Source organism: Micromonospora sp. NPDC003197 (genome assembly GCF_053590565.1).
The window spans coordinates 211,427-235,247 of the sequence record NZ_JBSFTE010000002.1 but is presented as its reverse complement, the minus strand read 5'-3'; the positions used below and the strand labels follow the sequence as shown (position 1 = coordinate 235,247).

Below are 23,821 nucleotides of genomic sequence, written 5' to 3'. Positions count from 1 at the left end.
CGGTCACCAACCCTTCGCCAGGCTCGTCTGCAACCGGGCGGCCCGCGCGGCGCGGAGCCGGAAGAGCGCCTTCACCATGGCCGGAGCGGCGATGAAGATGACGATCAGCGCCTGAAGCACGGTGACCAGTTCGAGCGACACCCCTGCGTACGACTGCATCCGGTTACCGCCGGCCTGCAACGCGCCGAAGAGCAGCGCGGCGAGCGCGACCCCCCAGGGCTTCACGCGGCCGAGCAGCGCCACCAGGATGCCGTTGAAGCCAATCTCGGCGGCCACCAGCGGGGTGAGGGCACTCGCCGTACTGCCGAGCACCATGTTCGCCCCACCGAGCCCGGCCAGCGCCCCGGCGATCGCCATGAGCAGCATGTACGTCTTGCCGACGCTGATCCCGGCGGTACGGGCGGCGTCCGGGTTGGACCCTACGGCCCGCAGCTCGAAACCGAAGGTGGAGCGGTTGAGCAGCCAGGCGACCAGCCAGGTGGCCAGGACCGCCAGCAGGATGCCGGAGTGCATCCGCAGGTCGTCGCCGAGCAGGCGGGGCAGTTGCGCCGAGCTGTCCACCGACCGGCTGATCGCGTCGGTACGGGTGGGCTCCTTCACCCCGTTCTGCAGGATGATCCAGGCCAGGAAGTAGACGCCCACGTAGTTGAGCATGATCGTGTTGATCACCTCGTGGGCCCCGGTACGCGCCTTCAGGAAGCCGGGGATGAAGCCCCAGAGCGCGCCGCCGAGCGCACCGGCGAGCAGCGCCACGATCAGGTGTACGACCGGCGGCAGCGGCAGCAGGAAACCGGCCAGCGCGGCGAGGATCACGCCGATGATCGCCTGGCCCTGGGCGCCGATGTTGAACAGGCCACCCCGGAAGGCGAGCGCCACCGACAGCCCGGTGAAAACCAGGGGCGTGGTGTAGGTCAGCGTCTCGGAGATCGGCGCGAAGACCGGCTTCCAGTCGTTGGTCCCGTTGAGCCAGGCGCTGATCGCCTCGGGGTCGAAGACAGCACCCTTGAACAGGTTGGCGTAGGCATCACTGACCGCAGCCCAACTGGAGTTGATCGCGTCCGACGGTCGGGCGGTGATGTAGCTGTAGGTGGCCAGCACGTCCGGGTCGGAGATGATGATGAGCACCGCACCGATGACGATCGCCAGCACCAGCGCGAGCGCGGTGACGGTGACCGTGTTGGCTGCCCAGAGGCTCTGCAGAAAGTGTTGCCCGAAGGAACGGTTGTCACCGTCCGGCTCCGCCGGCTTCTGGTCCTGCTTGCCGACCGTCTTCTCTGCGCCAGCGGCCGGCTGCTGCGTACCAGCGGCGGCCGCTGCCTCGTCCGCGACCGCCGCCTCGGCACCCGCGACCTCCTGGTCGGCGCGTACCGCCTCGGTGGCCGGGTCCTTGTCCGGCGACGGGGAGTCGGCCGCAGGGTTGACCTTGCTCATGACGTTTCCTCGCTGCTGCCCGGAGCGCCGGTGGTCGGGGCGTCGGTGGTCGGGTCACCGGTGGTGGAGGTGCCGGTGGACGGGGCGCCTGGGGTGTCGGCGTCGGCGTTCCCGGTGATGCCGGCCATCATCAGGCCGATCGTCTCGCGTGGGGTGTCGGGCCCGACGATGCCGAGGATCCGGCCCCGGTACATAACGGCGATCCGGTCGGCCAGACTGAGCACCTCGTCCAGTTCGCTGGAGATCACCAACACCGCCGTGCCGACGTCCCGCTCGTGGATGATCTGGTGGTGGATGAACTCGATCGAGCCGACGTCCACGCCCCGGGTGGGCTGCGCGGCCACGAAGAGCTTCAGCGGGCGGGACATCTCCCGCGCCACGATCACCTTCTGCTGGTTACCGCCGGACAGCGTGCTGACCGGGGCGTCGGCCGAGGGGGTACGGATGTCGAACTGGGCGATCCGTTCCTTGGCCGAGTCGGCGATGGCGTCGAGCTTGAGGGCGAGGCCGGAAGCGAACGGCGACTGGTCGTACAGGTCCAGCACCAGGTTCTCGGCGACGCTGAACTCCTTGACCACGCCGTCGACGCTGCGGTCCTCGGGGACGTAGCCGACCCCGGCGCGGAGCACCTTCTTCGGCGACCAGCCGTCGATCCGCTGCCCGGCAAGGGCCACCGAACCAGCCAGCGCCGGCCGCAGACCCATGATCGCCTCGACCAGCTCGGTCTGGCCGTTGCCCTGCACACCGGCGATGCCAAGCACCTCACCGGCCCGTACGGTCAGGTCCACCCCGTCAACGGCTCGGACCCGCCGGTCGTCCTCGACGACGAGCCCTTCGACCTGGAGCACCGGCTCGCCCGGCTCGGCCGGAGCCTTGTCCACCCGCAACTGCACCGAACGGCCGACCATCAGTGCGGCCAACTCGTCCTCGCTGGCCTGCGGGCTGGCGGTGCCCACCGTACGACCCCGGCGGATCACCGTGATCCGATCGGCGATCGCCTTGACTTCCTTGAGCTTGTGGGTGATGAAGACGATCGACTTGCCGGACTCCTTGAGCGACCGCATGACCGCGAGCAGTTCCTCGGTCTCCTGCGGGGTCAGTACGGCGGTCGGCTCGTCCAGGATGAGCAGGTCGACATCACGGGTCAGCGCCTTGACGATCTCGACCCGCTGCTGGATGCCGACCGGCAGCTCCTCGATCACCGCGTCCGGGTCGACCTGCAGGTGGAACCGGGTGGAGACCTCCGCCACCTGACGACGGGCCCGCCGCCGGTCGAGGAAGCCGACGATGCCGCCGCGCACCTGCTCGGCGCCGAGCATGACGTTCTCCGTCACGGTCAGCACCGGCACCAGCATGAAGTGCTGGTGCACCATGCCGATCCCGGCGGCGATGGCGTCGCCCGGTCCCTTGATCCGTCGTGGCTCGCCGTCGACCAGGATCTCGCCCTCGTCGGGCTGGAGCAGGCCGTACAGCACGTTCATCAACGTGGACTTACCCGCGCCGTTCTCGCCGAGCAGCGCGTGAATCTCTCCGGGCTCCACCGTCAGATCGATGTGGTCGTTGGCGACCAGGTCACCGAACCGTTTGGTGATGCCGCGCAGTTCGAGTCTCAGCGCAACCTCCTGGAGTACGGGCGATGGTGCAGCCTAGCTGCCAGCCGAGCGGACCATCAGACCATCAGACCGGGCCGGATGGGAAGTGGTCGGTACGGGTCGGCCGCCCCGACTCCCCGAAAGATCATCGGGGAGGGCGGGACGGCCGAACCGTCGTACCGGTTGTTTTACCAGGTGAGCCAAGCGGCCCCGAGGGGTCCACGGGTCGCTGGGCCGGGGGTCACTTCTTCGGCTGGGCCGGGGAGGTGACGGTGATCGTACCGGCGATGATGTCGGCCTTGAGCTTCTCGACCTCGGCCTTCAGCTCCGCCGGCACCTTGCTGTCGAACTCGTGGTACGGGGCGATCGAGACGCCGTTGTTGGCCAGCGTGCCGATGGTGCCCTGGGCGGCGGTGAGCTTCTCGCCCTTGGCCGCCTTGAGCACGGCGTCCTTGACCGCGTCCGAGATGTTCTTGGCAACGGTGGTCAGCAGGGCCGAGCAGTTGGGCGTGCTCTCGCAGCCGTCGACGTCCACCCAGATGGCCGAGTACTTGCCGTTGGAGGCCTGGGCGGCGGCGGTGGTGCCGAGGCCGGCGCCACCGGCGACCGGCATGATGATGTCGGCACCCTGGGCGACCAGCGTGTCGCTCTGCTTCTTGCCCTCGTCCTGCTTCTCGAAGCCGGAGAACGCGCCGTTCTGCGTCTCCTTGTTCCAGCCGAGGACCTGGACGGTCTTGCCCTTGGTCTTGTTGTAGTGGGCCACGCCGTCAACGAAGCCGTCCATGAAGATCGTCACCGGCGCGATCTTCATGCCACCGTAGGTGCCGACCTTGCCGGTCTTGGTCATCCCGGCGGCGAGGTAGCCGGCCAGGAAGGCCGACTGCGCGGTGTCGAACTCCATCGGGAAGACGTTGGTCTCCTCGACCTTCGCGTCGACGAGGCCGAACTGCTGGTTCGGGTTCGCCTTGGCGATCTTCGAGGTGGCGTCGCCCATCAGGCCACCGACGGCCAGGATGAAGTCGCACTTCTGGTTGACGTACTGCGTCAGGTTCGGCTCGTAGTCAGCCTCGGCCTTGGACGCGACGTACTTGATGTCGATGTTGCTGTCCTGGGCCTTCGCCGCCTCCAGGCCCTTCCAGGCCGAGGTGTTGAACGACTTGTCGTCGATGCCGCCGACGTCGGTCACCATGCAGGCGGTGTACTTCTTGGCGGCGCTGTCGCCGCCCTTCTCATCTTCCGGAGCCTCGCCACAGGCGGCGAGCCCCAGTGCGAGCCCACCTACCGCGATCACCGACACGGCCCGCATCCCACGCACAGAGCGCAAGACGGTCTCCTTCCCATTGCACACCGCCCATGTCGCGGTGGCAGCCCAAGCCGGCCTGCGCCATGCCCACCGGCATCCCAGATTACGGACGGGAGCGTACGCCCCCGCCCACCCACCGACCGACATCCGTGCAGGACTGTTGGATGCCTGTTACCCAGGCGTAACCCTCAGCGTGCCGAAGGTCACTTTTCCGCCGACGGCGCGTCCACTTTGATGCCTGACAATCGGCGTTTTGGCAGTTCAGGCCGTTATCGCCAGAAGACTGCCACCGCGGCCGTGACCAGGGTCAATCCGATGATCGCCAGGAAGTGACCACGGTTGACCTCTTCCCGCTTGCGGGAGAAGAAAACCATCACGAAGATCGCCAGCGCCAACACCAGCTTGGTGATCAACTTTGCCGGCGAGGGCTCGTTGCCGTCGCGCAGCGGCGCGGACAGGCCGATGCCGGAGACCACCTGGATGATCGCGCCCCAGAGCATGGCGGCGTTGATCCGCAGCCGGCCGGTCACGTATTGCGCGATTCCGCCGCCAAGCAGCAGCGCGAACCCGATCAGATGCGCGTAGAGCAGTACAAGTCGCAGAGCTTCCATAAAGAGCATCCTCCCCTATCGCCACGTCAACGACGCATCGTAGTAGATATGGCCTTCACTAGGGCCGGAAGCCCTGCGTGTCGGTTAGGAAGGGCCCCTTATACAACAGAATCCGATAACAAGGGGCCCTTCCTAACCAGGGTGAGCGCTAGGCCGACCACCGCGTAGCCGGCCAGGATGAGGGCGGGAGCCATGGCTCCGGCACCATCGAAGAACGCCGTCGAGCGCAGCAGGGTGCCACCCGCCCCGATCGGCAGCCACTGACCGAACGTGCCCCACGGCTGGGGCAGCATCTCCGGTGCCGAGGCGACCCCGGAGAGCGCGTTGCCGACCAGGAAGATCAGCAGGGCGCCCAGACCGAGACCGACCGGTCCGATCGCTGTACCGAGCCCGACCACGGTCGCCGACACCGCGAGCGTGAACAGCCCGAGCGCGGCGGCGTTGAGCAGGTACGTCCCGGACAGCACGCCGAGCCAGCCGTGCATGACCGCAGCCCCGACGAGTCCGGCCAGTACGCCGTAGGCGAGCAGGCCGGTCAGCCGGGCGGCCCGACCAAGGTTCAGCAACGTCAGCACCACTCCGACGAGCACGCTGGTCAGTGCGAGGGGCAGGAACCCGGCCCCGAAGCCGGCTCCGCGTGGGTCGTCCGGGTCGCCGGGTACGACGTCGACCACCCGTACCGGCGTTCCGGTGGGCGACTCGGTCATGGCCTGGGTGAGCAGGGTGGCCACGGCAGGGCTGGCGGCCGAGGCGGTGTACAGGGTCAGGCCGTCGGCCCCGACGACAAAGGCGGCGTACGCCTCGCGGTCGCGCAGCGCCTGCTCGGCCGCTGCCGCGTCGGACACGGTCCGGATCTCGAAGGCCCCCGGCTGCTTCGCCGCCAACTGCTGGGTCAGCCCGGCGGTGGCCTGCGGCGGCCCGGCGACGACCACCGGTAGGTCCCGGGGGGCCTGGTTGACCGCCGGTCCGGCGAACAGGGGTACGAGCAGTGCCTGTATCAGCACCACGGCGGCAGCCACCAGGATCGCCAGGGCCAACGGCGATCGGACCCGGGCCAGTCTCTGGATCATTTTCACTCCCCAGTAAAACGAATACTCGTTCTCTTTACGCGGCCCAGCGTCCTCCCGGCGCGACGCCGCGTCAAGGAACGAGCGTTCGTTTTAGGCTGTGCGACGTGCCACGCGTCTCCGACGAACACCTCGCCGCCCGCCGCCGTCAGATCATCGAAGCAGCTCAGCGCTGCTTCCTGCGCAACGGCTTCCATGTCACGTCGATGCAGGACGTGATCAATGAGGCAGGTCTCTCGGTCGGTGCCGTCTACCGCTACTTCAAAAGCAAGAACGACCTGATCGCCGCGAGCGCCGAGGTGGTCATCGGCAGCGCGGAACAGATCTTCGACGACCTGACCACGCAGGAACCCCCGTTGCCGCTGATCGAGGCAATGGACCGGGCGCTCACCTTCGTCGAGACCCAGTCCGGCCCGAACGGGATGTTCCGCATCGCCGTCCAGGTCTGGGCCGAGTCGCTCCGCGACCCCGTACTGGCCGAATTCGTCGGCCGGATGTACGGCAGATTCCGGGCGCAGTTCGTGGTACTCGCCCAGCGGGCCCAGGCCGCCGGCGAGCTACCCGCCGACGCCGACGCCGAGGCGGTCGGGGCCGCCCTCTTCGGGATGATCCCCGGCTATGCCCTGCAACGCATCCTCGCCGCCGGCCCGGACAGGGAGACCTACCTGGCGGGGGTCCGGGCACTGCTGTCGTACACGCCGGGGCGGACCCACACCACCTGATCCGCCCCGGCACCGCCACGCACCACAGTCAGTGAGCCACCGCGCACCGCAGTCAACAAGCCGCCATGTGCCTCAGTCGGTGAGCCGCCACACCTGGAAGGTGGGACCGTCGCCGGGCAGGGTCACCGCACCCATACCGACGGGACGCAGGTCGGGCGCACCGCCGTAGACGTTCACCGCCGCCGGCAGGCCGGAAAGGCTGACCGGTTCGCCGGCCGACCGCCGGGCCAGCACCAGCACCGAGCCGGTCGGCGCCTCACGTAGGAAGACCAGGGTGTCCGCGTCGACGTACGCCCAGCGGAGCCCGCCGTGCCGCAACGCCGGTTCGGCCCGGCGCAGGGCGATCAGCCGCTGGTAGCGGGCGAGGGTGTCGGTGTCCCAGCTCTCCGGCGCGTGCCACGGCATCGGCGTACGCGAACCCTCGCCGTTGGCGCCGGTCAGCCCCAGCTCGTCCCCAGCAAAGATCATCGGAGTGCCGGGCATGGTGCAGAGCAGCCCGGCGGCCACCTCCTGCCGGGCGGCACCTCCGACGACGCTGCGGATCCGGGCCGAGTCGTGCGAGCCGAGCAGCTGCCACGAGTGGGTGTACGACCGCCAGGACACCAGCGAGCTGAAGCCTCGGATGGCGGCCAGCATCGACGCGCCGTCCCGTCGCCGTACGCCACCGGGCACGCCCAGGAAGTTGGGCAGCTCCACCCCGTCGCCGACCAGCCAACTCCACACCGGATCGGTGAAGCCGGGGTAGTTCATCGTGCCGTGCCAGCCGTTGGCGTCCAGGTCCCGGGTGTAGTCGTGCCCGTGCTCGGCCACCACCAGCCCGTCCGGCCGGGTGCCGGCCACCGCCGCGCGCAGCAGTGCCGCCACCTCGTGGGTGTACGCTTCGTCCCCCCGCCGGCCGGTCATGTTGGCCACGTCCACCCGCCAGCCGTCCAGCCCGTACGGCGGCAGCAGCCAGCGGGTCATTACCGAGCCCGGCCCTTCGACGAACCGCCGCCGCAGTTCGGCGCTGGCCCAGTTGAGCTTGGGCAGCGACTTGACCCCGTTCCACGACTCGTAGTCGCCGGTCTCCGGGTCGAAGTAGTACAGCTCCCGCTCCGCCGCGTCCACATCGGAGGCCGCAGCGGCGAACCACTCGTGCCCGTCCCCGGTGTGGTTGCTGGTGATGTCACCGAGCAGCCGCCAGCCCCGACCGTGCACCGCCTCGGCGAGCCGGGCATAGGCGGCGTCCCCGCCGAGCAGCGGGTCGATCCGGTCGAAGCTGCTCGCGTCGTACCGGTGGTTGGAGCGGGCCGGGAAGACCGGGGTGAGGTAGACGGTGTTGACGCCCAGCCGGTCCAGGTGGTCCAACCGTTCGGTGATGCCGTCCAGGTCACCGCCGTAGAACTGGTACGGCGTCTCCGGTCCACTACCGATCACCGGTGTGCGTTCCCAGTCGCACGGGATGGCCCAGTCCGGCGGCTGTCGGTCGGCGGCAGCGGCCGACCGGGCGAACCGGTCCGGGAAGATCTGGTAGATCATCGCGTCGGCGGCCCAGCCCGGCGGCGGATCGTAGGCGACCAGCCTGAAGTCGGTGGCGTCCGGCACGTCGTGGTCGACCACCCCCCGCGCGGTGAGCCACCGGTTACCGTCCGGGTGGTCGAGCAGGAACCGGTAGTTGCTGACCGGATTGCGGACCACCACCTCGGCCCGCCACCAGACGTCACCGCCGCCGCGTCGGTCCACCTGCGCCGGGGCGAACTTGGGCTCGCCGTCCGGGGTGGTCCGGACGAAGACCCGCCGTACCGCCGCCGCCTCCGGCACCCGGACGAAGACCGAGACGGTCTCGCCGAGTGCCGGTGTCTGCTGGGGTACGTAGTACGCCGACCCGTCGTGGTGCGCCATCAGGATGTGCTGCGGGCTCAACCCGGGAACCTCCGATTTCACCCCTTGACCGCGCCTGCGGTCAGGCCGGAAACGATGTAGCGCTGTAGGAACTGGAAGACCGCCACGGTGGGTACGGCGGTCAGCAGGGTGCCGGCGGCAAAGATGCCGAAGTTGGCGTTGCGCTCCCCGGCCACCAGCCCGTACATGCCGACGGAGAGGGTCTTGCTCTCGGCGTCGGTGAGGAAGACGTTGGCGATCAGGAACTCGTTGATGGTGCTGATGAAGGCGAGCAGCCCGGAGACCGCCAGGATCGGTGCCACCAGTGGCAACATGATCCGGAAGAAGACCTGGACGTGGCTGGCACCGTCCATGGTGGCCGACTCGTCGAGCTCCCGGGGCAGGGTGTCGAAGAACCCCTTCATCAGCCAGGTGTTCACGCCCAACGCCGTCCCGAGGTAGAGCAGCATCAGCCCCCACGAGGTGTTGAAGCCGATCACCGGCCACAGATCGGTGATCTTCGTGAAGATCAGGAAGATCGCCACGATCGCCAGGAACTGCGGGAACATCTGGATCAGCAGCAGGGCGAGCAGCCCCACCCGCCGGCCCCGGAACCGCATCCGGGAGAAGGCGTACGCGGCCAGCGCGGACAGGAACACCGACGCTGCCGCAGCCAGTCCGGCGATGAGCACCGAGTTGAGGAACCAGCGGCCGAACTCGGTGTCGGTGAACAGGTTGACGAAGTTGTCCAGCGACGCCCCGGTGGGCAGGAGCTCGGTCGAGGAGAGCGTGCCCAACGGGTTGATCGCGGCGGAAACGACGAACACGATCGGGAAGAGCGAGAAGGCGACGGCGAGTAGTCCCACCAGGTGCCGCCAGCCGACCTGGGTCAGCCACCGACCACGTCGACCCCGCGACGATTCGACGGTGCTCACGTATACACCTCCTCCTGTTGCCGGGTACGCCGGAAGCTGACCGCCGAGATGATCGCGACCAGGGCGAAGATGATGACCGAGACCGCCGCCGCGAAGCCGTACTGGGCGCCGGCCGCACCGAAGGCCAGCCGATAGGTGTACGTGATGAGCAGGTCGGTCGCGCCGACGCTCGAATTGTCGGCCGGGAACGGCCCGCCCTCGGAGGTCAGGTGGATCGCGTTGAAGTTGTTGAAGTTGTAGGCGAACGACGAGATCAGCAGCGGGGAGAGCGCGACCAGCAGCAACGGCAGGGTGACCCGCCGGAACGACTGCCACGGGGATGCGCCGTCGATCGAGCTGGCCTCGGTCAGTTCCGCCGGAATGGCCTGCAACGCACCGGTGGCGACCAGGAACATGTACGGATAACCGAGCCACAACTGCACGCCGATCACCGCGAGCCGGGCCGACCACTCCTGCCCGAACCAGTCCACGTTCAGCCCGAACAGGTTGTTGATCAGGCCGAAGTCGGTGTTGAACATGTCCCGCCAGATCAACATCATGGCGAAGGCCGGCATGGCGTACGGCAGGATCAGCAGCACCCGGTAGATGTTGCGACCGCGTACCCGGGGCGAGTGCAGGGCCAGGGCGCAGAGCATCCCGAGAATGAAGGTCCCACCGGTCGAGGCGATCGCGAAGACCAGGTTCCAGACCAGGGTGCTGAGGAACGGGCCGGAGACGTTGGCGTCGGTGAAGAGCCGGACGAAGTTGCTCAGTCCGACGTTGACCTGCCAGCCCTGGATCAGCCGCTCGCCGTCGGCGGCCACGAACGCGCCGAGGTCGGCGTCGGCCGTCCAGGTCTTGCCGGTTTCCGCGTCGCGTACGCAGTCGCAGCCGGTGTCGTACGCCCGTAACGCCTTGCCCTCGTAGGCGCGGGACAGGCCACTGGAGCGGATCGCCCCACCCGAGGTGGGTACCGCGAAGTCGGTGACCTCCTGGCTACGGGCGCTCACCTGGCCGAAGTTGAGCAGGGTGTAGCCGTCGGCGGCGGTGACCTTTCCGCCGGGGGCGACGGTCACATCGGCGGCGGAGAGCGTCCGCAGCCCTTCGGCGTCGCCGGCCGAGACGACGCCGGTGGTCGGGTCGGTGACCAGGAAGACCAGCGGCCCGGTGGCCGGGTCACCGGTGGTGGCGACGGAGAGGGCGTACTCGGTGGAGCCGGGCACCTGGGTCACCGAGGAGGTCTGGATCGCGACGATCGCGTCCTCTTTGCTCCCCCGGTGCCCGTCCCCGAAGTTGGTGAATGCCGTGCTGACCGTGTAAAGCACCGGAAGGACCTGGAAGGCCAGCAGGAAGAGGGTTCCCGGGACGAGGTACTTCGCGGGGATGTACCGGTGGGTCAGGTAGAGGTAGCACAACCCGCCGGTGCCGACCGCCAGTATCGCCAGCCCGACCCAGGCCTCGGCGTCGATCAGCGGCATGGCCGCCCAGATCGCGATCGCGACGACCAGGCCGAGCAGGATCGCCTTGGTCAGCAGGCCGGCTACGGTGACGGGCCGCTCACGGCGACTGCCGCCCCGAGTTTTCCGGTCGCCGCTGGCCCCGTTGTCGTGTTCCGGCCGGTCACCGCCGGCCGGTCCCCGGTGCGGGGTCTTGTCGGACCCCGCACCGGCAACCTGTGCACTCATGCCACCGACTCGATCCGCTACTTGATCTGGTCCGAGATGGTCTTGGCCGCGGCGGTCAGCGTGCTGGCCGCGTCCGCGCCACCGACGATCGCCGCCTGGGCCTTGCCGAACGGGTCCCAGATGGCGGCCATCGCCGGGATCGCCGGCAGGACGTGGCCGTTCTTGCCGGCCTCCAGGAACTTGGCCAGATCCGGGTCACTGCCCTTGACCTGGTCGAGCGCCGCGGTCAGCGCCGGCGGACGGGGCTCGGCGTTGTAGAGCGCCACCGCCAGGTCCGGCTGGGTGGTGTAGTTGGCCACGAACTCCTGCGCCAGCGCCTTGTTCTTGCCCTTGGCCGCCACGTAGAACGCCTGCACACCGATGAACGGCTGCGCTTCCTTGCCACCGGCGAAGCCGGGGATCGACGTGATGTCGTAGCTGATGTTCGCCTTCTTCACGTCGGTGACCGCCCACGGTCCGGAGACCATGAAGGCGCACTTCTTGCCGGTGAAGGTGGCGCTGTAGTTCTCTCCGGTGATCGAGCGCTTGAGCGCACCCACGCCCTTTTCGCCGAGCGCCTTGATCTTCTCGAAGGCCGCGATCGACTCGGGCTTGCCGACGCCCAGGTCCTTCGGGTCGTAGTCACCGTTGGCAGCGGTGCCGAAGAGGTAGCCACCGCCGGAGGTGTAGAACGGGTAGATGTGGTAGGAATCGCCGGTCTGCCCCACCTGTAGGCAGAGGATCTCGCTGACCTTCTTCTCCGCCTGGAGCTTCTTGCCGGTGGCCACGAGTTCCTCGATGGTCTTCGGCGCCTCGGGGGCCAGCTCGGTGTTGCGGATCAGGGCCAGGTTCTCCATCGCGTACGGCACGCCGTAGATCTGGCCGTTGAAGGTGGTGGCCTTGATCGCCTTCTCGTTGAAGCTGCTCTTCTGCGTGGCAGAGAGCTGCACCGGGTCGATCGCGCCGTTCTGTACCAGGTTGCCGATCCAGTCGTGGGCACCGACCACGACGTCCGGACCGCCGCCCTGCTGCGAGGCGGTGACGAAGTTGGTCTGCAGGTCCTTGGATACGGCCTGCACCTCGACCGTCACCCCGTTGGCCTGGCCGAACTTGTCGGCGAACGGCTTGAGGGCGGCGGTGCGCTTGTCGTCCGCCCAGATCACCAGCTTGCCACCGTCGGCCTTGGTGGTCTTCTCGTCGGCCGGCTCGTCGCCGCCGCCGCAGCCACCGGCGGCCAGCACCAGGGCAAGCCCGGCGGCGACGACACCCGCAGTACGGATGCGCATCGGTACTCCTGTCGTAGTGGCGGGATCCGCCGGGACGGCCCAACCAGGGGGTTTGGGGGATGTTATTGCCGTCGGCGCCGGATAGCCGCGCCGCTACTCCCGGATGTTTCCGGGACGTTAGCAAGAGTTTTCAGGTTTTGGAAGAGCTTGCAGGGCGGCCGCATCGGAAGATGCCCCTGGGTTACAGTTCCGCCATGCGCGCACGACTGTCCGATATCGCCCAACAGGCTCAGGTCAGCGAGGCGACGGTGTCGCGGGTGCTCAACGACCGCCCGGGGGTCGCCTCGGAAACCCGCCAGGCCGTACTGACCGCCCTCGATGTACTCGGCTACGAACGACCGGCCCGGCTGCGTAAGCGCAGCGCTGGCCTGGTCGGCCTGGTGGTGCCGGAGTTGGACAATCCGATCTTCCCGGCCTTCGCCCAGAGCATCGAGTCGGCGCTGGCCCAGACCGGCTTCACCCCGGTGCTGTGCACCCAGACCCCGGGCGGGGTGACCGAGGACGAGTACGTCGAGATGCTGCTCGACCGGCAGGTCTCCGGCATCGTCTTCGTCTCCGGCCTGCACGCTGACACCGCTGCCGACCACGAGCGCTACCGCACCCTGCTCGCCCGCCCGATGCCCATCGTCATGATCAATGGCTACGTTCCCGGAGTCCCGGCCCCGTTCGTCTCCTGCGACGACCGGGAAGCCGGCGAGCTGGCGGTGGCGCACCTGGTCGCGCTCGGGCACCGCCGGATCGGCCTGATCACCGGCCCCTCCCGATTCAGTCCGGTACAACGCAAACTCGCTGGCTACACGGCTGCCATGCGCCGACTGGTGGGGGTGGACGACGCCGAGATCGACGAGCTGACCGAACTGTCACTGTTCGGCGTGGAGGGCGGCGAGGCCGCCGCGAGCCGACTGCTGGACCGCGGGATCACCGGCCTGGTCTGCGGCTCCGACCTGATGGCCCTCGGCGCGATCCGGGCCGCCCGGCACCGGGGCCTGTCGGTGCCCGGCGACCTGTCCGTGGTCGGCTACGACGACTCCCCGCTGATCGCCTTCACCGATCCGCCGCTGACCACCATGCGACAGCCGGTGATCTCGATGGCGGTGGCGGCGGTCCGCGCCCTGGTCGACGAGATCAACGGCCACGGGGCACCCCACTCCGAGTACGTCTTCCGACCCGAACTGGTGGTCCGGCAATCGACTGCGGTTGCGCCAAGCCGATCGACCAACCCGACACCGGGGGCCGTCGCCCAGTCGCCCACGGTGTCCGTACCTGCCTGACGACAGCAACTTCTTGCGCAAGAATTGCTTGACTCTTGCAACGCTGGCCCGGCATCCTGCATTGGCATCTCCCTCCGGTGCCAGCAGAACGGGAAAGGCAACCATGACTGCCGCCAGCAGCCGTACCCCCTCCACCACCACCGACGCCGACTGGTGGCGGTCCGCGGTCGTCTACCAGGTGTACGTACGCAGCTTCGCCGACTCCAATGGGGATGGCACCGGTGACCTGCGCGGTATCCGTGACCGGCTGCCGTACCTGCGGGACCTCGGGGTGGACGCGCTCTGGCTGACCCCGTTCTACCGATCGCCGATGATCGACGGCGGCTACGACGTGGCCGACTACCGCGAGGTCGACCCGATGTTCGGCAACCTCGCCGACTTCGACGAGATGATCAGCGAGGCGCATGCCCTGGGGCTGCGGCTCATCGTGGACATCGTGCCGAACCACACCTCCGACGCGCACCCGTGGTTCGTCGAGGCGCTGGCCGCCGCGCCCGGATCGGTCGAGCGGGATCGCTACATGTTCCACGACGGCAAGGGCGCCGACGGCGAACTGCCACCCAACGACTGGGAGTCCATCTTCGGCGGACCGGCCTGGACCCGGGTGCCCGACGGGCAGTGGTACCTGCACCTGTTCGACCCCGCCCAACCTGACCTGAACTGGCGCAACCCAGAGGTACGCGCCGAGTTCGAGAACGTGCTGCGATTCTGGCTGGACCGGGGCGTGGACGGGTTCCGCATCGACGTGGCCCACGGCATGATCAAGCAGGAGGGGCTGCCGGACGTCGGGCGTACCTCCGCCGACGGCGCGCCCCAGATCGAACTGCTCGGCCGGGGTCGGCTGCCCTACTTCGACCAGGACGAGGTGCACGACATCTACCGGGCCTGGCGGCCGATCCTGGACAGCTACCCCGGCGGGCGGATGGCCGTCGCCGAGGCGTGGGCCGAGACCCCGCAGCGGCTGGCCCGCTACATCGGCCCGGACGAACTGCACCAGGCGTTCAACTTCGACTTCCTGGACGCCACCTGGTCGGCCGACTCGTTCCACAAGGTGATCGACAGTGCGCTGGCCGAGTCCACCATCGTGGGTGCGCCAACCACCTGGGTGCTCTCCAACCATGACAAGCACCGGCACGTCACCCGGTACGGCGACGGCCCGGTCGGGCTGCGCCGGGCCCGCGCCGCCGCCCTGCTGATGCTCGCCCTGCCCGGTTGCGCCTACCTCTACCAGGGCGAGGAACTGGGCCTGCCGGAGGTGTTGGACCTCCCCGACGAGCTACGCCAGGACCCGGCCTTCCTGCGCACCGGCCAGACCCGGGACGGCTGCCGGGTGCCACTGCCGTGGAGCGGCGAGCTGCCCCCGTACGGCTTCGGACCGGCCGGCTGCGAACTCTCCTGGCTGCCGGCCCCCGCGACCTGGGCAAACCTGTCGGTGGCCGCCCAGACCGGCGACCCGGCGTCGACGCTGGAGCTCTACCGCGCGGCGCTGCGGATCCGCCGGAACCACCCGGCACTGGTCGACGTCCCGGCCGGCGACACCGGGGCCGACGCCCTGACCTGGCTGACCACCGAGCCGGAGGTGCTGGCCTTCAGCCGGGCCGCAACGCCCGACGCGCCCGCGCTGGTCTGCGTGGTCAACTTCAGTGATGCCCCGATCCGGGTCGCCGACCATGGCAACCTGATCCTGGCCAGTGAGCCGCTCGACGAGTCCAGCGGGCAGCCGATGCTGCCGGTCGACGCTGCGGCCTGGTTCGAACGGCCCTGATTCGGGTAGTCCACTGTTACCTGGTCGTCCGTTGTGCTCCGCGCCGACGGGCGGCTGGGCCGCTTCCGGACCGGGGTAGTGGGCGAACGCGGCCGCGCAGGCCGCGGTTCAGCCCGCCATCCCGGGAAGCCGGGCAGCGATGCGGGCGAACCCGGCGCGCAGTTCCTGCTCGCTCGGCGGCAGGGTTACCGGTGCCCCCGCCTGATCGGTCTCGGTGAGCGCCTCAAGTTCCTCGTCCACGGTGTCCTCAAAATCGCCGTAGAGATCGGCTGCCTCGACCTGAGCCAACTCGTCCTCGGCGACGGCCCGGGCTGAGATGATCTCGCTGCGGATCTCGTCCGCCGAGACCGCGGGCAGCAGTGGTTCGACCACCGCCATCAGCTCCTCGTCGGCTACCACCGACTCGGCCAGCGCCAACGCGTGTGGTCGCTCGTACGGGCCGCAGACCACCGGCTCCCAGTCGTCGTCCTCGCCGAGCGGACCAATGGTGATGATCCACGGCAGTTCGAGTAGCGGGGAGTCGTCCGGCAACTCCAATGTCACGAGTGCGCCCACCGGTCCATCATCGCGAGCAAGACCAAGGCATTAATGCCATTTGCCCCAATTGCCCACCTCAGCCGGGCCCGGTGTCCTCCCCTTCTGCCTCGGCCTCGGCCAGCGGGGGTCGGCGGCCGGTCGCCAGGTCGACGACCCGACCCCGGTTACTGGTCGCGGCCAACGCCGCGCCGAAGATCAGCAACTGGTTGAGCAGATACAGGTAGAGCAGTAGCCCGACCGCGCCGGCCACCACCGCGTACGCCGGGTTCCGCTCGGTCCGTACCACGTAGTAGCGGCCGATCGTGTTGAGCAGGGTGATGCCGAGTGCCACCAGCAACACCGACGGCAGCAGCCGCCGTACGGTCATCCGCAGCCGGGGCACCGCGATCAGCAGCGCCGCCGCGAGAATGACGTTGACCAACACACTCAGCCCCCCGCTGACGATCAGCAGACCGACCGATCCGGTACTGCTGAGCAGCCAACGCAGTAACGACTCCAACGCGTCGATCGCCGCGATCGACAGGCCCAGCAGCAGGAACACCCCGATCAGCACCGCGAAGTCGACCAGCCACCGGACCAGCGGGTTGCCCGGCTGCTGCTCCAGGCCATAGACCAGCCGCTGCGACGACCGAATCGCCTCCACCCAGGCCACACCGGTAATCATCAGCAGAATCAGGCCGACGACGCCCACGTTGCCGCTGCTCTCCTCGATCTGCTGCGGATTGAGGAACGGCAGGTTCTGGTTGAGGAAGTCCGCAGCGGCGAAGCTGACCTCGTCGACAGACTCCAGGATCGCCCCGAAGATCGAGTACGCCACCAGGCCGAGCGCGAACACCGCGAAGAACCCGTAGTACGCGATCGCTGCGGCGAGCCGGCCGCCCAGCACGTCCACATAGCGTTGCCCGGCCCGCCAGACATGGTCGAACACCCGGGACCGACGGCGGGCCGCTGCCAGGCGATCCGCGATGCCGGCCACCGCCCGGTCGAAGGCGTTCACGCCGTCATCCTTGCCCACCCGTGGCGGGCTGTCACCCACCCAGCCGGAAGTCTCGCCGGGGCTGCCAGCGCGCCTCCCCGCTGTGCGAGAACAGGGTGAACGCGGTCACCTCGAACCGTGCCGAGAAACCGGCAAGATCCTCGTACACCCGGTCCAGTGCCTCCGGTGCGACATCCTGCGCCACCGTCACGTGCGGGTGGTAGGGGAATCGGTGCTCCCGTTGCAGCTCCGGCACCGCCCCGATGGCCCCCGCCAGCAGCTCGCACTCGCTGATCCCGGCCGCCACCGCCACGAAAACCACCTCGGTGACCGGCCGGAAGGTGCCCGTCCCCCGCAGGTGCAGGGTGTACGACGGATGCGCGACGGCCACCTCGGCCAGTCTCTCCTCGACCATCGAGAGGCTGGCCAGCGGGATCTCCGTCGGGCCGAGCAGCGTCAGATGCGCCGGTACGAACGCCGCCTGGGGGTCGCCCGCCTCGGCCCGACGACGGGTGAGGTAGCTACCCCAGGGCTCAGGAATGTCCACCGCGATGCCGACCTGGGTCATCGCGATGCCAGCCTCCGGCGTCCCGTCCGTGCGATCCACGCTCCGCTCATCCCACCAGTCGTTACCGTCGATGTCCACGCTATCCGGTTTCCCCGCCACTGTGCGGGGCCGCCGGTCGGTCCCCGGCCGGCAGGACCGGGCTAGTTCAGGACCGCCCTAGTCGTTCCTCGCTGGCGCGAGACCGCGCTAGTCGTTCCTCGCTGGCGCAAGGAAGCCGACCCGGTCGTACACGGTCCGCAGGGTGGTCGAGGCGACGGCGCGGGCCCGCTCCCCACCGGCCGCCAGCACCTTGTCCAGCTGCGCCGGATCGTCCAGGTAGAGGTTGGTCCGCTCCCGGATCGGCCGGGCGAACTCGGCCAGCACCTCGGCCAGGTCCTTCTTGAGGTCCCCGTACCCCTTGCCCGCGTACGCCTCGACCAGCTCGTCGATCGTGCGGCCGGTCAACGCCGAGTAGATGGTGAGCAGGTTCGACAGGCCCGGCTTCTGCTCCGGGTCGTAGAAAATCTCCCGACCGGTGTCGGTGACCGCCGACTTGATCTTCTTGGCCGACTTGGCGGGCTCGTCCAGCAGCTCGATGATTCCGGCCGGCGACGAGGCCGACTTGGACATCTTGCTGCTCGGGTCCTGCAAGTCCGTGATCTTCGCGGTGTCCCGCACGATGTACGCCTCGGGCACCGTGAAGGTCGCGCCGAAGAGGTTGTTGAACCGCTGCGCCAGATCCCGGGTCAACTCCAGGTGCTGCCGCTGGTCCTCGCCGACCGGCACCGCGTCCGCCTGGTAGAGCAGGATGTCGGCGGCCTGAAGGATCGGATAGACGAACAGCCCGACACTGGCCCGCTCGGCACCCTGCTTGGCCGACTTGTCCTTGAACTGGGTCATCCGGCTCGCCTCACCGAAGCCGGTCAGACAGTCCAGCACCCAGGCCAACTGGGCGTGCTCGGGCACCTGCGACTGCACGAACAGCGTGCACCGTTCCGGGTCCAGCCCGACGGCGAGCAACTGCGCCGCCGCGACCCGGGTTCGCCGCCGCAGCACCACCGGATCGTGGCCGGCGGTGATGGCGTGCAGGTCGACTACGCAGTAGAAGGCGTCGTGGGTCTCCTGTAGCGCCACCCAGTTGCGCACCGCGCCCAGGTAGTTGCCCAGGTGGAACGAGTCGGCGGTCGGCTGGATGCCGGAGAGAACCCGAGGCCGGGCCGGTACGTCGGACATGCCGACGATTCTGTCAGCATCCCGGAGCGCGGCGCGTGACGCCCCCGCACCAGCCCATCGCCGCATCGAACGGGGACAGCACGAGATCGTGCTCAGCGGTTAGGAAGGGGCCCTTCCTCTACAGAATGCGATAAGAAGGGGCCCTTCCTTTGCCCGGGGAGGTGGGTGAGGGAGACGCCGACCCGGGCCACCCGACGGCCGTCCAGGGTCAACACCCGCAGCATCCAGCCGCCCTGCTCCGGTTCCTCCGGGGGTACGTGGACCTCGTCACCGCTGGCAGGCAGCCGGCCCAGCGCCGCCATCACGAACCCTCCGACTGTCTCGTACGGGCCGGCCGGCAGCACGAACCCGGCGCGCTTGGCGAAGTCCGACAGGTTGAGCCGGCCGTCCACCACCGCCGGCAGCCCACCGAGGATCGGTTCGGGGGCGTTGTCGTACTCGTCGTGGATCTCCCCGACCAGTTCCTCGATCAGGTCTTCCAGGGTGACGATGCCGGCGGTGCCGCCGTACTCGTCGACCACCACCGCCAGATGCTGTCGCTCCCGGCGCATCTCGGTCAACGCGGCCAGCACCCGCTTGCTGCCGGGCAGCCGCTTGACCTCCCGGGTTATCTCCGCGACGGTGGCCAGTCCGTCGCCGTCGGGGCGGAGCAGCACATCCCGCAGGTGTACGAAACCGACGATGTCGTCGGGTGTTCCGTCCACCACCGGATATCGGGTGTGGGTCTCCGCCCGGGCCAACTGGGCGGCCTCCTTGAGGGTCAGCCGTACGTCGAGGAAGACCACCTCGGTACGCGGCATCATCACCTCGCGGACCAAACTGGCCCCGGCGACGAGCACCTCGTCGATGATCCGGCGCTCCACCGGATCGAGCAGGGTGTTCCCGGCGACCAGGTCACGTAGTTCGGCTTCGCTGATCCGTTCCCGGCCGGCGACCGGACTCGCGCCGAGCAGTGCCGTGACCAGCCGGGTGGCCGCGTCGGCGCCGCGTACGACGAGCCGGGCCGCGCCCCGGGCCACCGGCCCGGGCTGTCGCAGAGTGCGCCCCGACGCTCGACGCCGGGGCCTGGTACTGCCAGATACCCGCATGCCACTAGATGGTAGACACCGCGACGGCCGATGTACCCCGATCCGAGCCGACCCAGACGTCAACGCGTGTCGATGATCATCCCGGCGCCGACGGTGCGGTTGCTCGACTCGTCGATGACGATGAAGCCGCCGGTCGTCCGGTTGCGCCGGTACTCGTCGGCGAGCAGCGGAACGGTCGTACGCAGCCGCACCCGGCCGATTTCGTTGAGCGTCAACTCGGTGGCCGCCTCGTCCCGGTGCAGCGAGTTCACGTCGAGCCGGTAGTGCAGTCCGCGTACCACCGCCCGCGCCGACCGGGTGGTGTGCTTGATGGCGTACTTCGCGCCGACCCGCAGCGGCCGACTCTCGTCCATCCAGCAGATCATCGCCTCGATGTCCTGGCTGACGGCCGGGGCGTTGTGGGGCCGGCAGATCAGGTCACCCCGGGAGATGTCGATCTCGTCGGTCAGCCGTACGGTCACCGACATCGGCGGAAACGCCTGCTCGATCGGCCCGTCAGCGGTATCGATCGAGGCGATCCGGCTGGTGAACCCGGAGGGCAGCACCATCACCTCGTCACCGGGCTTGAGTACGCCGGAGGCGACCTGCCCGGCATAGCCCCGGTAGTCGGTGACCGTGGTCGACTGGGGCCGGATGACGTACTGCACCGGGAACCGTACGTCGACCAGGTTGCGGTCCGAGGCGATGTGTACGCGCTCCAGGTGGTGTAGCAGCGACGGGCCCTCGTACCAGGGCATGTTCTCCGACCGGCGGACGATGTTGTCGCCGCGCAGCGCGGAGATCGGCACCACGGTCAGGTCGGGTACGTCCAGCTTGGCGGCGAACGCGGTGAACTCGTCGGCGATCCGCTCGAAGACCTCCTGGGACCAGTCGACCAGGTCCATCTTGTTGACGCAGAGGACGAGGTGCGGCACCCGCAGCAGCGAGCAGAGGAAGGCGTGTCGGCGGGACTGCTCCACCAGGCCCTTGCGGGCATCGACCAGGATCAACGCCAGGTCGGCGGTGGACGCCCCGGTCACCATGTTGCGGGTGTACTGGATGTGTCCCGGGGTGTCGGCGATGATGAACTTCCGCCGGGGGGTGGCGAAGTAGCGGTAGGCCACGTCGATGGTGATGCCCTGTTCCCGTTCGGCCCGCAGGCCGTCGGTGAGCAACGCCAGGTTGGTGTATTCGTCGCCCCGGGCGGCGCTGACCGCCTCCACCGCCGCGAGTTGGTCGGTGAAGAGCGACTTGGTGTCGTAGAGCAGCCGGCCGATCAGCGTCGACTTGCCGTCGTCGACGCTGCCGGCGGTAGCGAACCGCAGCAGGTCCATCGTCTGGCTCTCCGGGACCGGACCAATCGTCGCGGCCGGGACCGCGTTCGTCGCAGTCGACATCAGAAGTAGCCCTCCCGTTTGCGGTCCTCCATCGCGGCCTCGCTGACCCGGTCGTCGCCCCGGGTCGCGCCCCGCTCGGTGACCCGGGTCGCCGCGACCTCCTCGATCACCTGCTCCACCGTGTCGGCGTCGGAGCGAACCGCTGCCGTACACGAGGCGTCCCCGACCGTGCGGTAGCGCACCCGCGCCTTGCCGGTCTCCTCGCCGGCCCGGGGCCGGAGGAACTCGTTGACCCCGTACAGCATCCCGTCCCGCTCGACCACCTCACGCTCGTGCGCGTAGTAGATGGCCGGCAGCGGCAGCCGCTCACGGGCGATGTAGTGCCAGACGTCGAGCTCGGTCCAGTTGGACAGTGGGAAGACTCGGATCGACTCGCCGGGATGGTGCCGGCCGTTGTAGAGCGACCACAGCTCGGGACGCTGGTTCTTTGGATCCCACTGGCCGAAGTCGTCCCGGAAGCTGAAGACCCGCTCCTTGGCGCGGGCCTTCTCCTCGTCGCGCCGGGCGCCGCCGAAGAGCGCATCGAACCGGTACGTCTCCACCGCCGCCAGCAGCACCGGGGTCTGGATCCGGTTGCGGGTCCCGTCCGGGGTCTCCTGGACCAGCCCGGCCGCCAGGGCGTCGGGCACACTGGCCACCACCAGTTGCAGGCCGAGTTCGGCGACCCGCTGGTCGCGGTATTCGAGCACCTCGGGGAAGTTGTGCCCGGTGTCGACGTGCATGACCGGGAACGGAATGTTGGCCGGGGCGAACGCCTTCTGCGCCAGTCGGAGCATGACAATGGAGTCCTTGCCGCCGGAGAAGAGCAGGACCGGGCGCTCCAGCTCGGCCACCACCTCCCGGATGACGAAGATGCTCTCGGCTTCGAGCGCATCCAGGTGGGACACCCGGTACGCGCCGACTCCACTCCGCTCGCCCATGCGATTCCAGACCTTTCCGATTGGTTAAGTCAGGAGTACGCCGACAGACTACCTCGAATGACGCCGCAGCGCCGCAAGCAGTCGCGGAGCAAGCTCGGTACGACACACCAACAGGTCCGGCAGTCGCGGATCCGCCTCGTTGTATTGCAGCGCGGATCCGTTGATTCGGGAAGCGTGCAGTCCCGTGGCCGTCGCCACAGCCACTGGGGCTGCCGAGTCCCACTCGTACTGGCCACCGGCGTGCACGTACGCGTCCACCTCGCCGTCGATGACCGCGGCGATCTTCGCCCCCGCCGACCCCATCGGTACGAGTTGCGCGCCGACCTCGTCAGCGAAGTCGGTGAGGAACACCGGCGGCCGGCTACGACTGGCCGCCAGCCGGATCGTCCCGCCCGGCTCGGTCGACTCCCCCGTCGGCGGGTACGGCGGCGGCGCGTCGGCCCCCAGCACCCGGCCCCGGGCGGGCAGCGCCACCGCCCCGACAACCAACCCGTGCCCGGTCCCGGCCGACCGCCGGTCCCAGAGCGCCACATGCACCGCCCAGTCCGCCCGCCCCGCCTCGGCGAACTCCCGTGTCCCGTCCAACGGATCGATGATCCACACCCGGTCCGCGCTCAGCCGGCGTACCGCCCCCGCCCCCAGTTCGGCGGTCCAGGCCAGTCGGGAACCCTCGTCCTCCTCGGACAACACCGCATCCGCCGGCCGCCACCGGGCCAACTCCGTACGGAGCACCTCGTGCGAGACCTTGTCACCGGCCGCCTTCAGCGCACCGGAATCGGCGTAGCCCAACTCCGTACGGATTTCCAGCAACGCCCGCCCGGCCCGCGCCGCCAGCCATCGGGCGAAACCAGCGTCGTCGTTCCCCGGCGGGTCCGTCAGCATCGGCCAACCACCACACGGGTACGCATCACAGCCACGATCGCCTCCTCACCGGACCGACCGGTGGGGCATCCGCCCGCGGCCGACAGACCGGTCCGCGCCCTGCCCGCAGACTACCGGGACCGGCCCCTGCCGCAGCGCGACCGCCCAACAGCGCGAGTGTCCGGCCCCCTGGCTCACGAACCGTGATAGGCGTTCTGTGTCCACTCCAGGCCACGAGTGACAATCGACTCCGTCATGTCCGCCGCCCGGTCGACCAGGAACTCCAGCTCCTTGCGCTCGGCAGCGGAAAAGTCGGAAAGCACGTAGGCGGCTGGGTCCTGTCGACCCGGCGGACGGCCGATGCCGAACCGTACCCGGTGGTAGTCCTTCGTCCCCAGCGACTTGGTCATCGAACGCAGCCCGTTGTGGCCACCCTCGCCGCCACCGCTCTTCGCCCGCAACTGGCCGTAGTCGATGTCCAGCTCGTCGTGCACCGCGATCACCTGAGTCGGCGGCACCTTGAAGAACTGGGCCAACGCGGCAACCGGCCCACCCGACAGGTTCATGTACGTCAACGGCTTGACGAGCACCAGTTTCGGCCCGCCCAGACCGAGCCGCCCCTCGGCCACCTCAGCCACCGCCCGACGATGCCGGCCGAACTTCGCACCGATCCGCCCGGCGAGCAACTCCGCCACCATGAACCCGACATTATGGCGATTCCGGGCGTACTCCTTGCCCGGGTTGCCAAGCCCGACCACCAGCCACGGCTGTGCTTCGTCCGTCACCTTCACATCCTC

21 protein-coding genes are annotated in these 23,821 nt (G+C 68.9%); 3 read left to right on the top strand and 18 right to left on the bottom strand.

Annotated features, from left to right (window positions below; genetic code table 11):
- Nucleotides 1-3: 3 nt before the first annotated feature.
- From ACWDV4_RS03310 to ACWDV4_RS03290, 5 genes are all read right to left on the bottom strand, one after another.
- On the bottom strand, nt 4-1,431 hold the full coding sequence (locus tag ACWDV4_RS03310) for an ABC transporter permease (RefSeq protein ID WP_449974475.1): 1,428 nt from the start codon (nt 1,429-1,431) through the stop codon (nt 4-6).
- Complete coding sequence (locus tag ACWDV4_RS03305) at nt 1,428-2,984, bottom strand: ABC transporter ATP-binding protein (protein ID WP_449974678.1); 1,557 nt, start codon at nt 2,982-2,984, stop codon at nt 1,428-1,430. The genes ACWDV4_RS03310 and ACWDV4_RS03305 overlap by 4 nt, the downstream gene beginning before the upstream one ends.
- A gap of 280 nt (nt 2,985-3,264) precedes the next feature.
- Complete coding sequence (locus ACWDV4_RS03300; RefSeq protein ID WP_449974677.1) at nt 3,265-4,329, bottom strand: BMP family lipoprotein; 1,065 nt, start codon at nt 4,327-4,329, stop codon at nt 3,265-3,267.
- A 266-nt stretch (nt 4,330-4,595) separates the two neighbouring features.
- Nucleotides 4,596-4,937: a hypothetical protein gene (locus tag ACWDV4_RS03295; RefSeq protein WP_449974473.1), complete on the bottom strand. Its 342-nt coding sequence runs from the start codon at nt 4,935-4,937 to the stop codon at nt 4,596-4,598.
- Nucleotides 4,938-5,035: 98 nt separating this feature from the next.
- On the bottom strand, nt 5,036-6,007 hold the full coding sequence (locus ACWDV4_RS03290; protein ID WP_449974471.1) for a hypothetical protein: 972 nt from the start codon (nt 6,005-6,007) through the stop codon (nt 5,036-5,038).
- A 104-nt stretch (nt 6,008-6,111) separates the two neighbouring features.
- Here ACWDV4_RS03290 and ACWDV4_RS03285 point away from each other — a divergent pair, with 104 nt between their 5' ends.
- Entirely contained in the window at nt 6,112-6,726 is a 615-nt protein-coding gene (locus tag ACWDV4_RS03285) for a TetR/AcrR family transcriptional regulator (protein ID WP_449974469.1), read from the top strand.
- A 72-nt stretch (nt 6,727-6,798) separates the two neighbouring features.
- Here the strand turns inward: ACWDV4_RS03285 and ACWDV4_RS03280 are convergent, their stop codons facing one another.
- The 4 genes from ACWDV4_RS03280 to ACWDV4_RS03265 are packed head-to-tail and all read right to left on the bottom strand — an operon-like array spanning nt 6,799 to nt 12,450.
- Nucleotides 6,799-8,607 carry a glycoside hydrolase family 13 protein gene (locus tag ACWDV4_RS03280; protein ID WP_449974676.1) on the bottom strand — a complete coding sequence of 603 codons (1,809 nt, stop codon included), beginning with the start codon at nt 8,605-8,607 and terminating at the stop codon, nt 6,799-6,801.
- A 38-nt stretch (nt 8,608-8,645) separates the two neighbouring features.
- Complete coding sequence (locus ACWDV4_RS03275; protein ID WP_449974467.1) at nt 8,646-9,521, bottom strand: sugar ABC transporter permease; 876 nt, start codon at nt 9,519-9,521, stop codon at nt 8,646-8,648.
- Entirely contained in the window at nt 9,518-11,185 is a 1,668-nt protein-coding gene (locus ACWDV4_RS03270; protein ID WP_449974465.1) for an ABC transporter permease subunit, read from the bottom strand. The genes ACWDV4_RS03275 and ACWDV4_RS03270 overlap by 4 nt, the downstream gene beginning before the upstream one ends.
- A 17-nt stretch (nt 11,186-11,202) precedes the next feature.
- Nucleotides 11,203-12,450 (bottom strand): sugar ABC transporter substrate-binding protein, encoded by a 1,248-nt coding sequence (locus ACWDV4_RS03265; RefSeq protein WP_449974463.1) that lies wholly within the window; start codon nt 12,448-12,450, stop codon nt 11,203-11,205.
- 194 nt (nt 12,451-12,644) lie between these two features.
- On the opposite strand from ACWDV4_RS03265, the gene ACWDV4_RS03260 reads away from it, so the two are divergent.
- Together ACWDV4_RS03260 and ACWDV4_RS03255 are read left to right on the top strand one after the other, a co-directional pair.
- On the top strand, nt 12,645-13,721 hold the full coding sequence (locus tag ACWDV4_RS03260) for a LacI family DNA-binding transcriptional regulator (RefSeq protein ID WP_449974462.1): 1,077 nt from the start codon (nt 12,645-12,647) through the stop codon (nt 13,719-13,721).
- Between the two features lie 103 nt (nt 13,722-13,824).
- Nucleotides 13,825-15,486: a glycoside hydrolase family 13 protein gene (locus tag ACWDV4_RS03255; RefSeq protein ID WP_449974460.1), complete on the top strand. Its 1,662-nt coding sequence runs from the start codon at nt 13,825-13,827 to the stop codon at nt 15,484-15,486.
- 108 nt (nt 15,487-15,594) lie between these two features.
- Here ACWDV4_RS03255 and ACWDV4_RS03250 read toward each other — a convergent pair whose 3' ends face one another.
- The 9 genes from ACWDV4_RS03250 to pth all read right to left on the bottom strand — a co-directional run bounded on the left by ACWDV4_RS03250 (nt 15,595) and on the right by pth (nt 23,809).
- Nucleotides 15,595-16,041 carry a hypothetical protein gene (locus tag ACWDV4_RS03250; protein ID WP_449974458.1) on the bottom strand — a complete coding sequence of 149 codons (447 nt, stop codon included), beginning with the start codon at nt 16,039-16,041 and terminating at the stop codon, nt 15,595-15,597.
- 58 nt (nt 16,042-16,099) lie between these two features.
- On the bottom strand, nt 16,100-17,020 hold the full coding sequence (locus tag ACWDV4_RS03245) for a YihY/virulence factor BrkB family protein (RefSeq protein ID WP_449974456.1): 921 nt from the start codon (nt 17,018-17,020) through the stop codon (nt 16,100-16,102).
- A gap of 31 nt (nt 17,021-17,051) precedes the next feature.
- Complete coding sequence (locus ACWDV4_RS03240; RefSeq protein WP_449974674.1) at nt 17,052-17,567, bottom strand: 2'-5' RNA ligase family protein; 516 nt, start codon at nt 17,565-17,567, stop codon at nt 17,052-17,054.
- Nucleotides 17,568-17,753: 186 nt separating this feature from the next.
- Nucleotides 17,754-18,779, bottom strand: coding sequence for a tryptophan--tRNA ligase (gene trpS / locus ACWDV4_RS03235; RefSeq protein WP_449974454.1), 1,026 nt, complete (start codon nt 18,777-18,779; stop codon nt 17,754-17,756).
- Nucleotides 18,780-18,871: 92 nt separating this feature from the next.
- Nucleotides 18,872-19,867, bottom strand: coding sequence for a hemolysin family protein (locus ACWDV4_RS03230; RefSeq protein ID WP_449974452.1), 996 nt, complete (start codon nt 19,865-19,867; stop codon nt 18,872-18,874).
- 59 nt (nt 19,868-19,926) lie between these two features.
- Entirely contained in the window at nt 19,927-21,243 is a 1,317-nt protein-coding gene (cysN, locus tag ACWDV4_RS03225) for a sulfate adenylyltransferase subunit CysN (protein WP_449974450.1), read from the bottom strand.
- Nucleotides 21,243-22,163: a sulfate adenylyltransferase subunit CysD gene (gene cysD / locus ACWDV4_RS03220; RefSeq protein WP_449974449.1), complete on the bottom strand. Its 921-nt coding sequence runs from the start codon at nt 22,161-22,163 to the stop codon at nt 21,243-21,245. The genes cysN and cysD overlap by 1 nt, the downstream gene beginning before the upstream one ends.
- A gap of 48 nt (nt 22,164-22,211) precedes the next feature.
- Nucleotides 22,212-23,045: a 3'(2'),5'-bisphosphate nucleotidase CysQ gene (locus ACWDV4_RS03215; protein ID WP_449974447.1), complete on the bottom strand. Its 834-nt coding sequence runs from the start codon at nt 23,043-23,045 to the stop codon at nt 22,212-22,214.
- Between the two features lie 173 nt (nt 23,046-23,218).
- On the bottom strand, nt 23,219-23,809 hold the full coding sequence (pth, locus tag ACWDV4_RS03210) for an aminoacyl-tRNA hydrolase (RefSeq protein WP_449974445.1): 591 nt from the start codon (nt 23,807-23,809) through the stop codon (nt 23,219-23,221).
- Nucleotides 23,810-23,821 lie beyond the last annotated feature (12 nt).

Coding starts and splice junctions, on each gene's coding strand:
- ACWDV4_RS03310 (WP_449974475.1), bottom strand. CDS start 1,431: ATGAGCAAGGTCAACCCTGCGGCCGACTCCCCGTCGCCGGACAAGGAC.
- ACWDV4_RS03300 (WP_449974677.1), bottom strand. CDS start 4,329: ATGCGGGCCGTGTCGGTGATCGCGGTAGGTGGGCTCGCACTGGGGCTC.
- ACWDV4_RS03295 (WP_449974473.1), bottom strand. CDS start 4,937: ATGGAAGCTCTGCGACTTGTACTGCTCTACGCGCATCTGATCGGGTTC.
- ACWDV4_RS03290 (WP_449974471.1), bottom strand. CDS start 6,007: ATGATCCAGAGACTGGCCCGGGTCCGATCGCCGTTGGCCCTGGCGATC.
- ACWDV4_RS03280 (WP_449974676.1), bottom strand. CDS start 8,607: ATGGCGCACCACGACGGGTCGGCGTACTACGTACCCCAGCAGACACCG.
- ACWDV4_RS03270 (WP_449974465.1), bottom strand. CDS start 11,185: ATGAGTGCACAGGTTGCCGGTGCGGGGTCCGACAAGACCCCGCACCGG.
- ACWDV4_RS03265 (WP_449974463.1), bottom strand. CDS start 12,450: ATGCGCATCCGTACTGCGGGTGTCGTCGCCGCCGGGCTTGCCCTGGTG.
- ACWDV4_RS03260 (WP_449974462.1), top strand. CDS start 12,645: ATGCGCGCACGACTGTCCGATATCGCCCAACAGGCTCAGGTCAGCGAG.
- ACWDV4_RS03255 (WP_449974460.1), top strand. CDS start 13,825: ATGACTGCCGCCAGCAGCCGTACCCCCTCCACCACCACCGACGCCGAC.
- ACWDV4_RS03240 (WP_449974674.1), bottom strand. CDS start 17,567: ATGACCCAGGTCGGCATCGCGGTGGACATTCCTGAGCCCTGGGGTAGC.
- trpS (WP_449974454.1), bottom strand. CDS start 18,779: ATGTCCGACGTACCGGCCCGGCCTCGGGTTCTCTCCGGCATCCAGCCG.
- ACWDV4_RS03230 (WP_449974452.1), bottom strand. CDS start 19,867: ATGCGGGTATCTGGCAGTACCAGGCCCCGGCGTCGAGCGTCGGGGCGC.
- cysN (WP_449974450.1), bottom strand. CDS start 21,243: ATGTCGACTGCGACGAACGCGGTCCCGGCCGCGACGATTGGTCCGGTC.
- cysD (WP_449974449.1), bottom strand. CDS start 22,163: ATGGGCGAGCGGAGTGGAGTCGGCGCGTACCGGGTGTCCCACCTGGAT.
- ACWDV4_RS03215 (WP_449974447.1), bottom strand. CDS start 23,045: ATGCTGACGGACCCGCCGGGGAACGACGACGCTGGTTTCGCCCGATGG.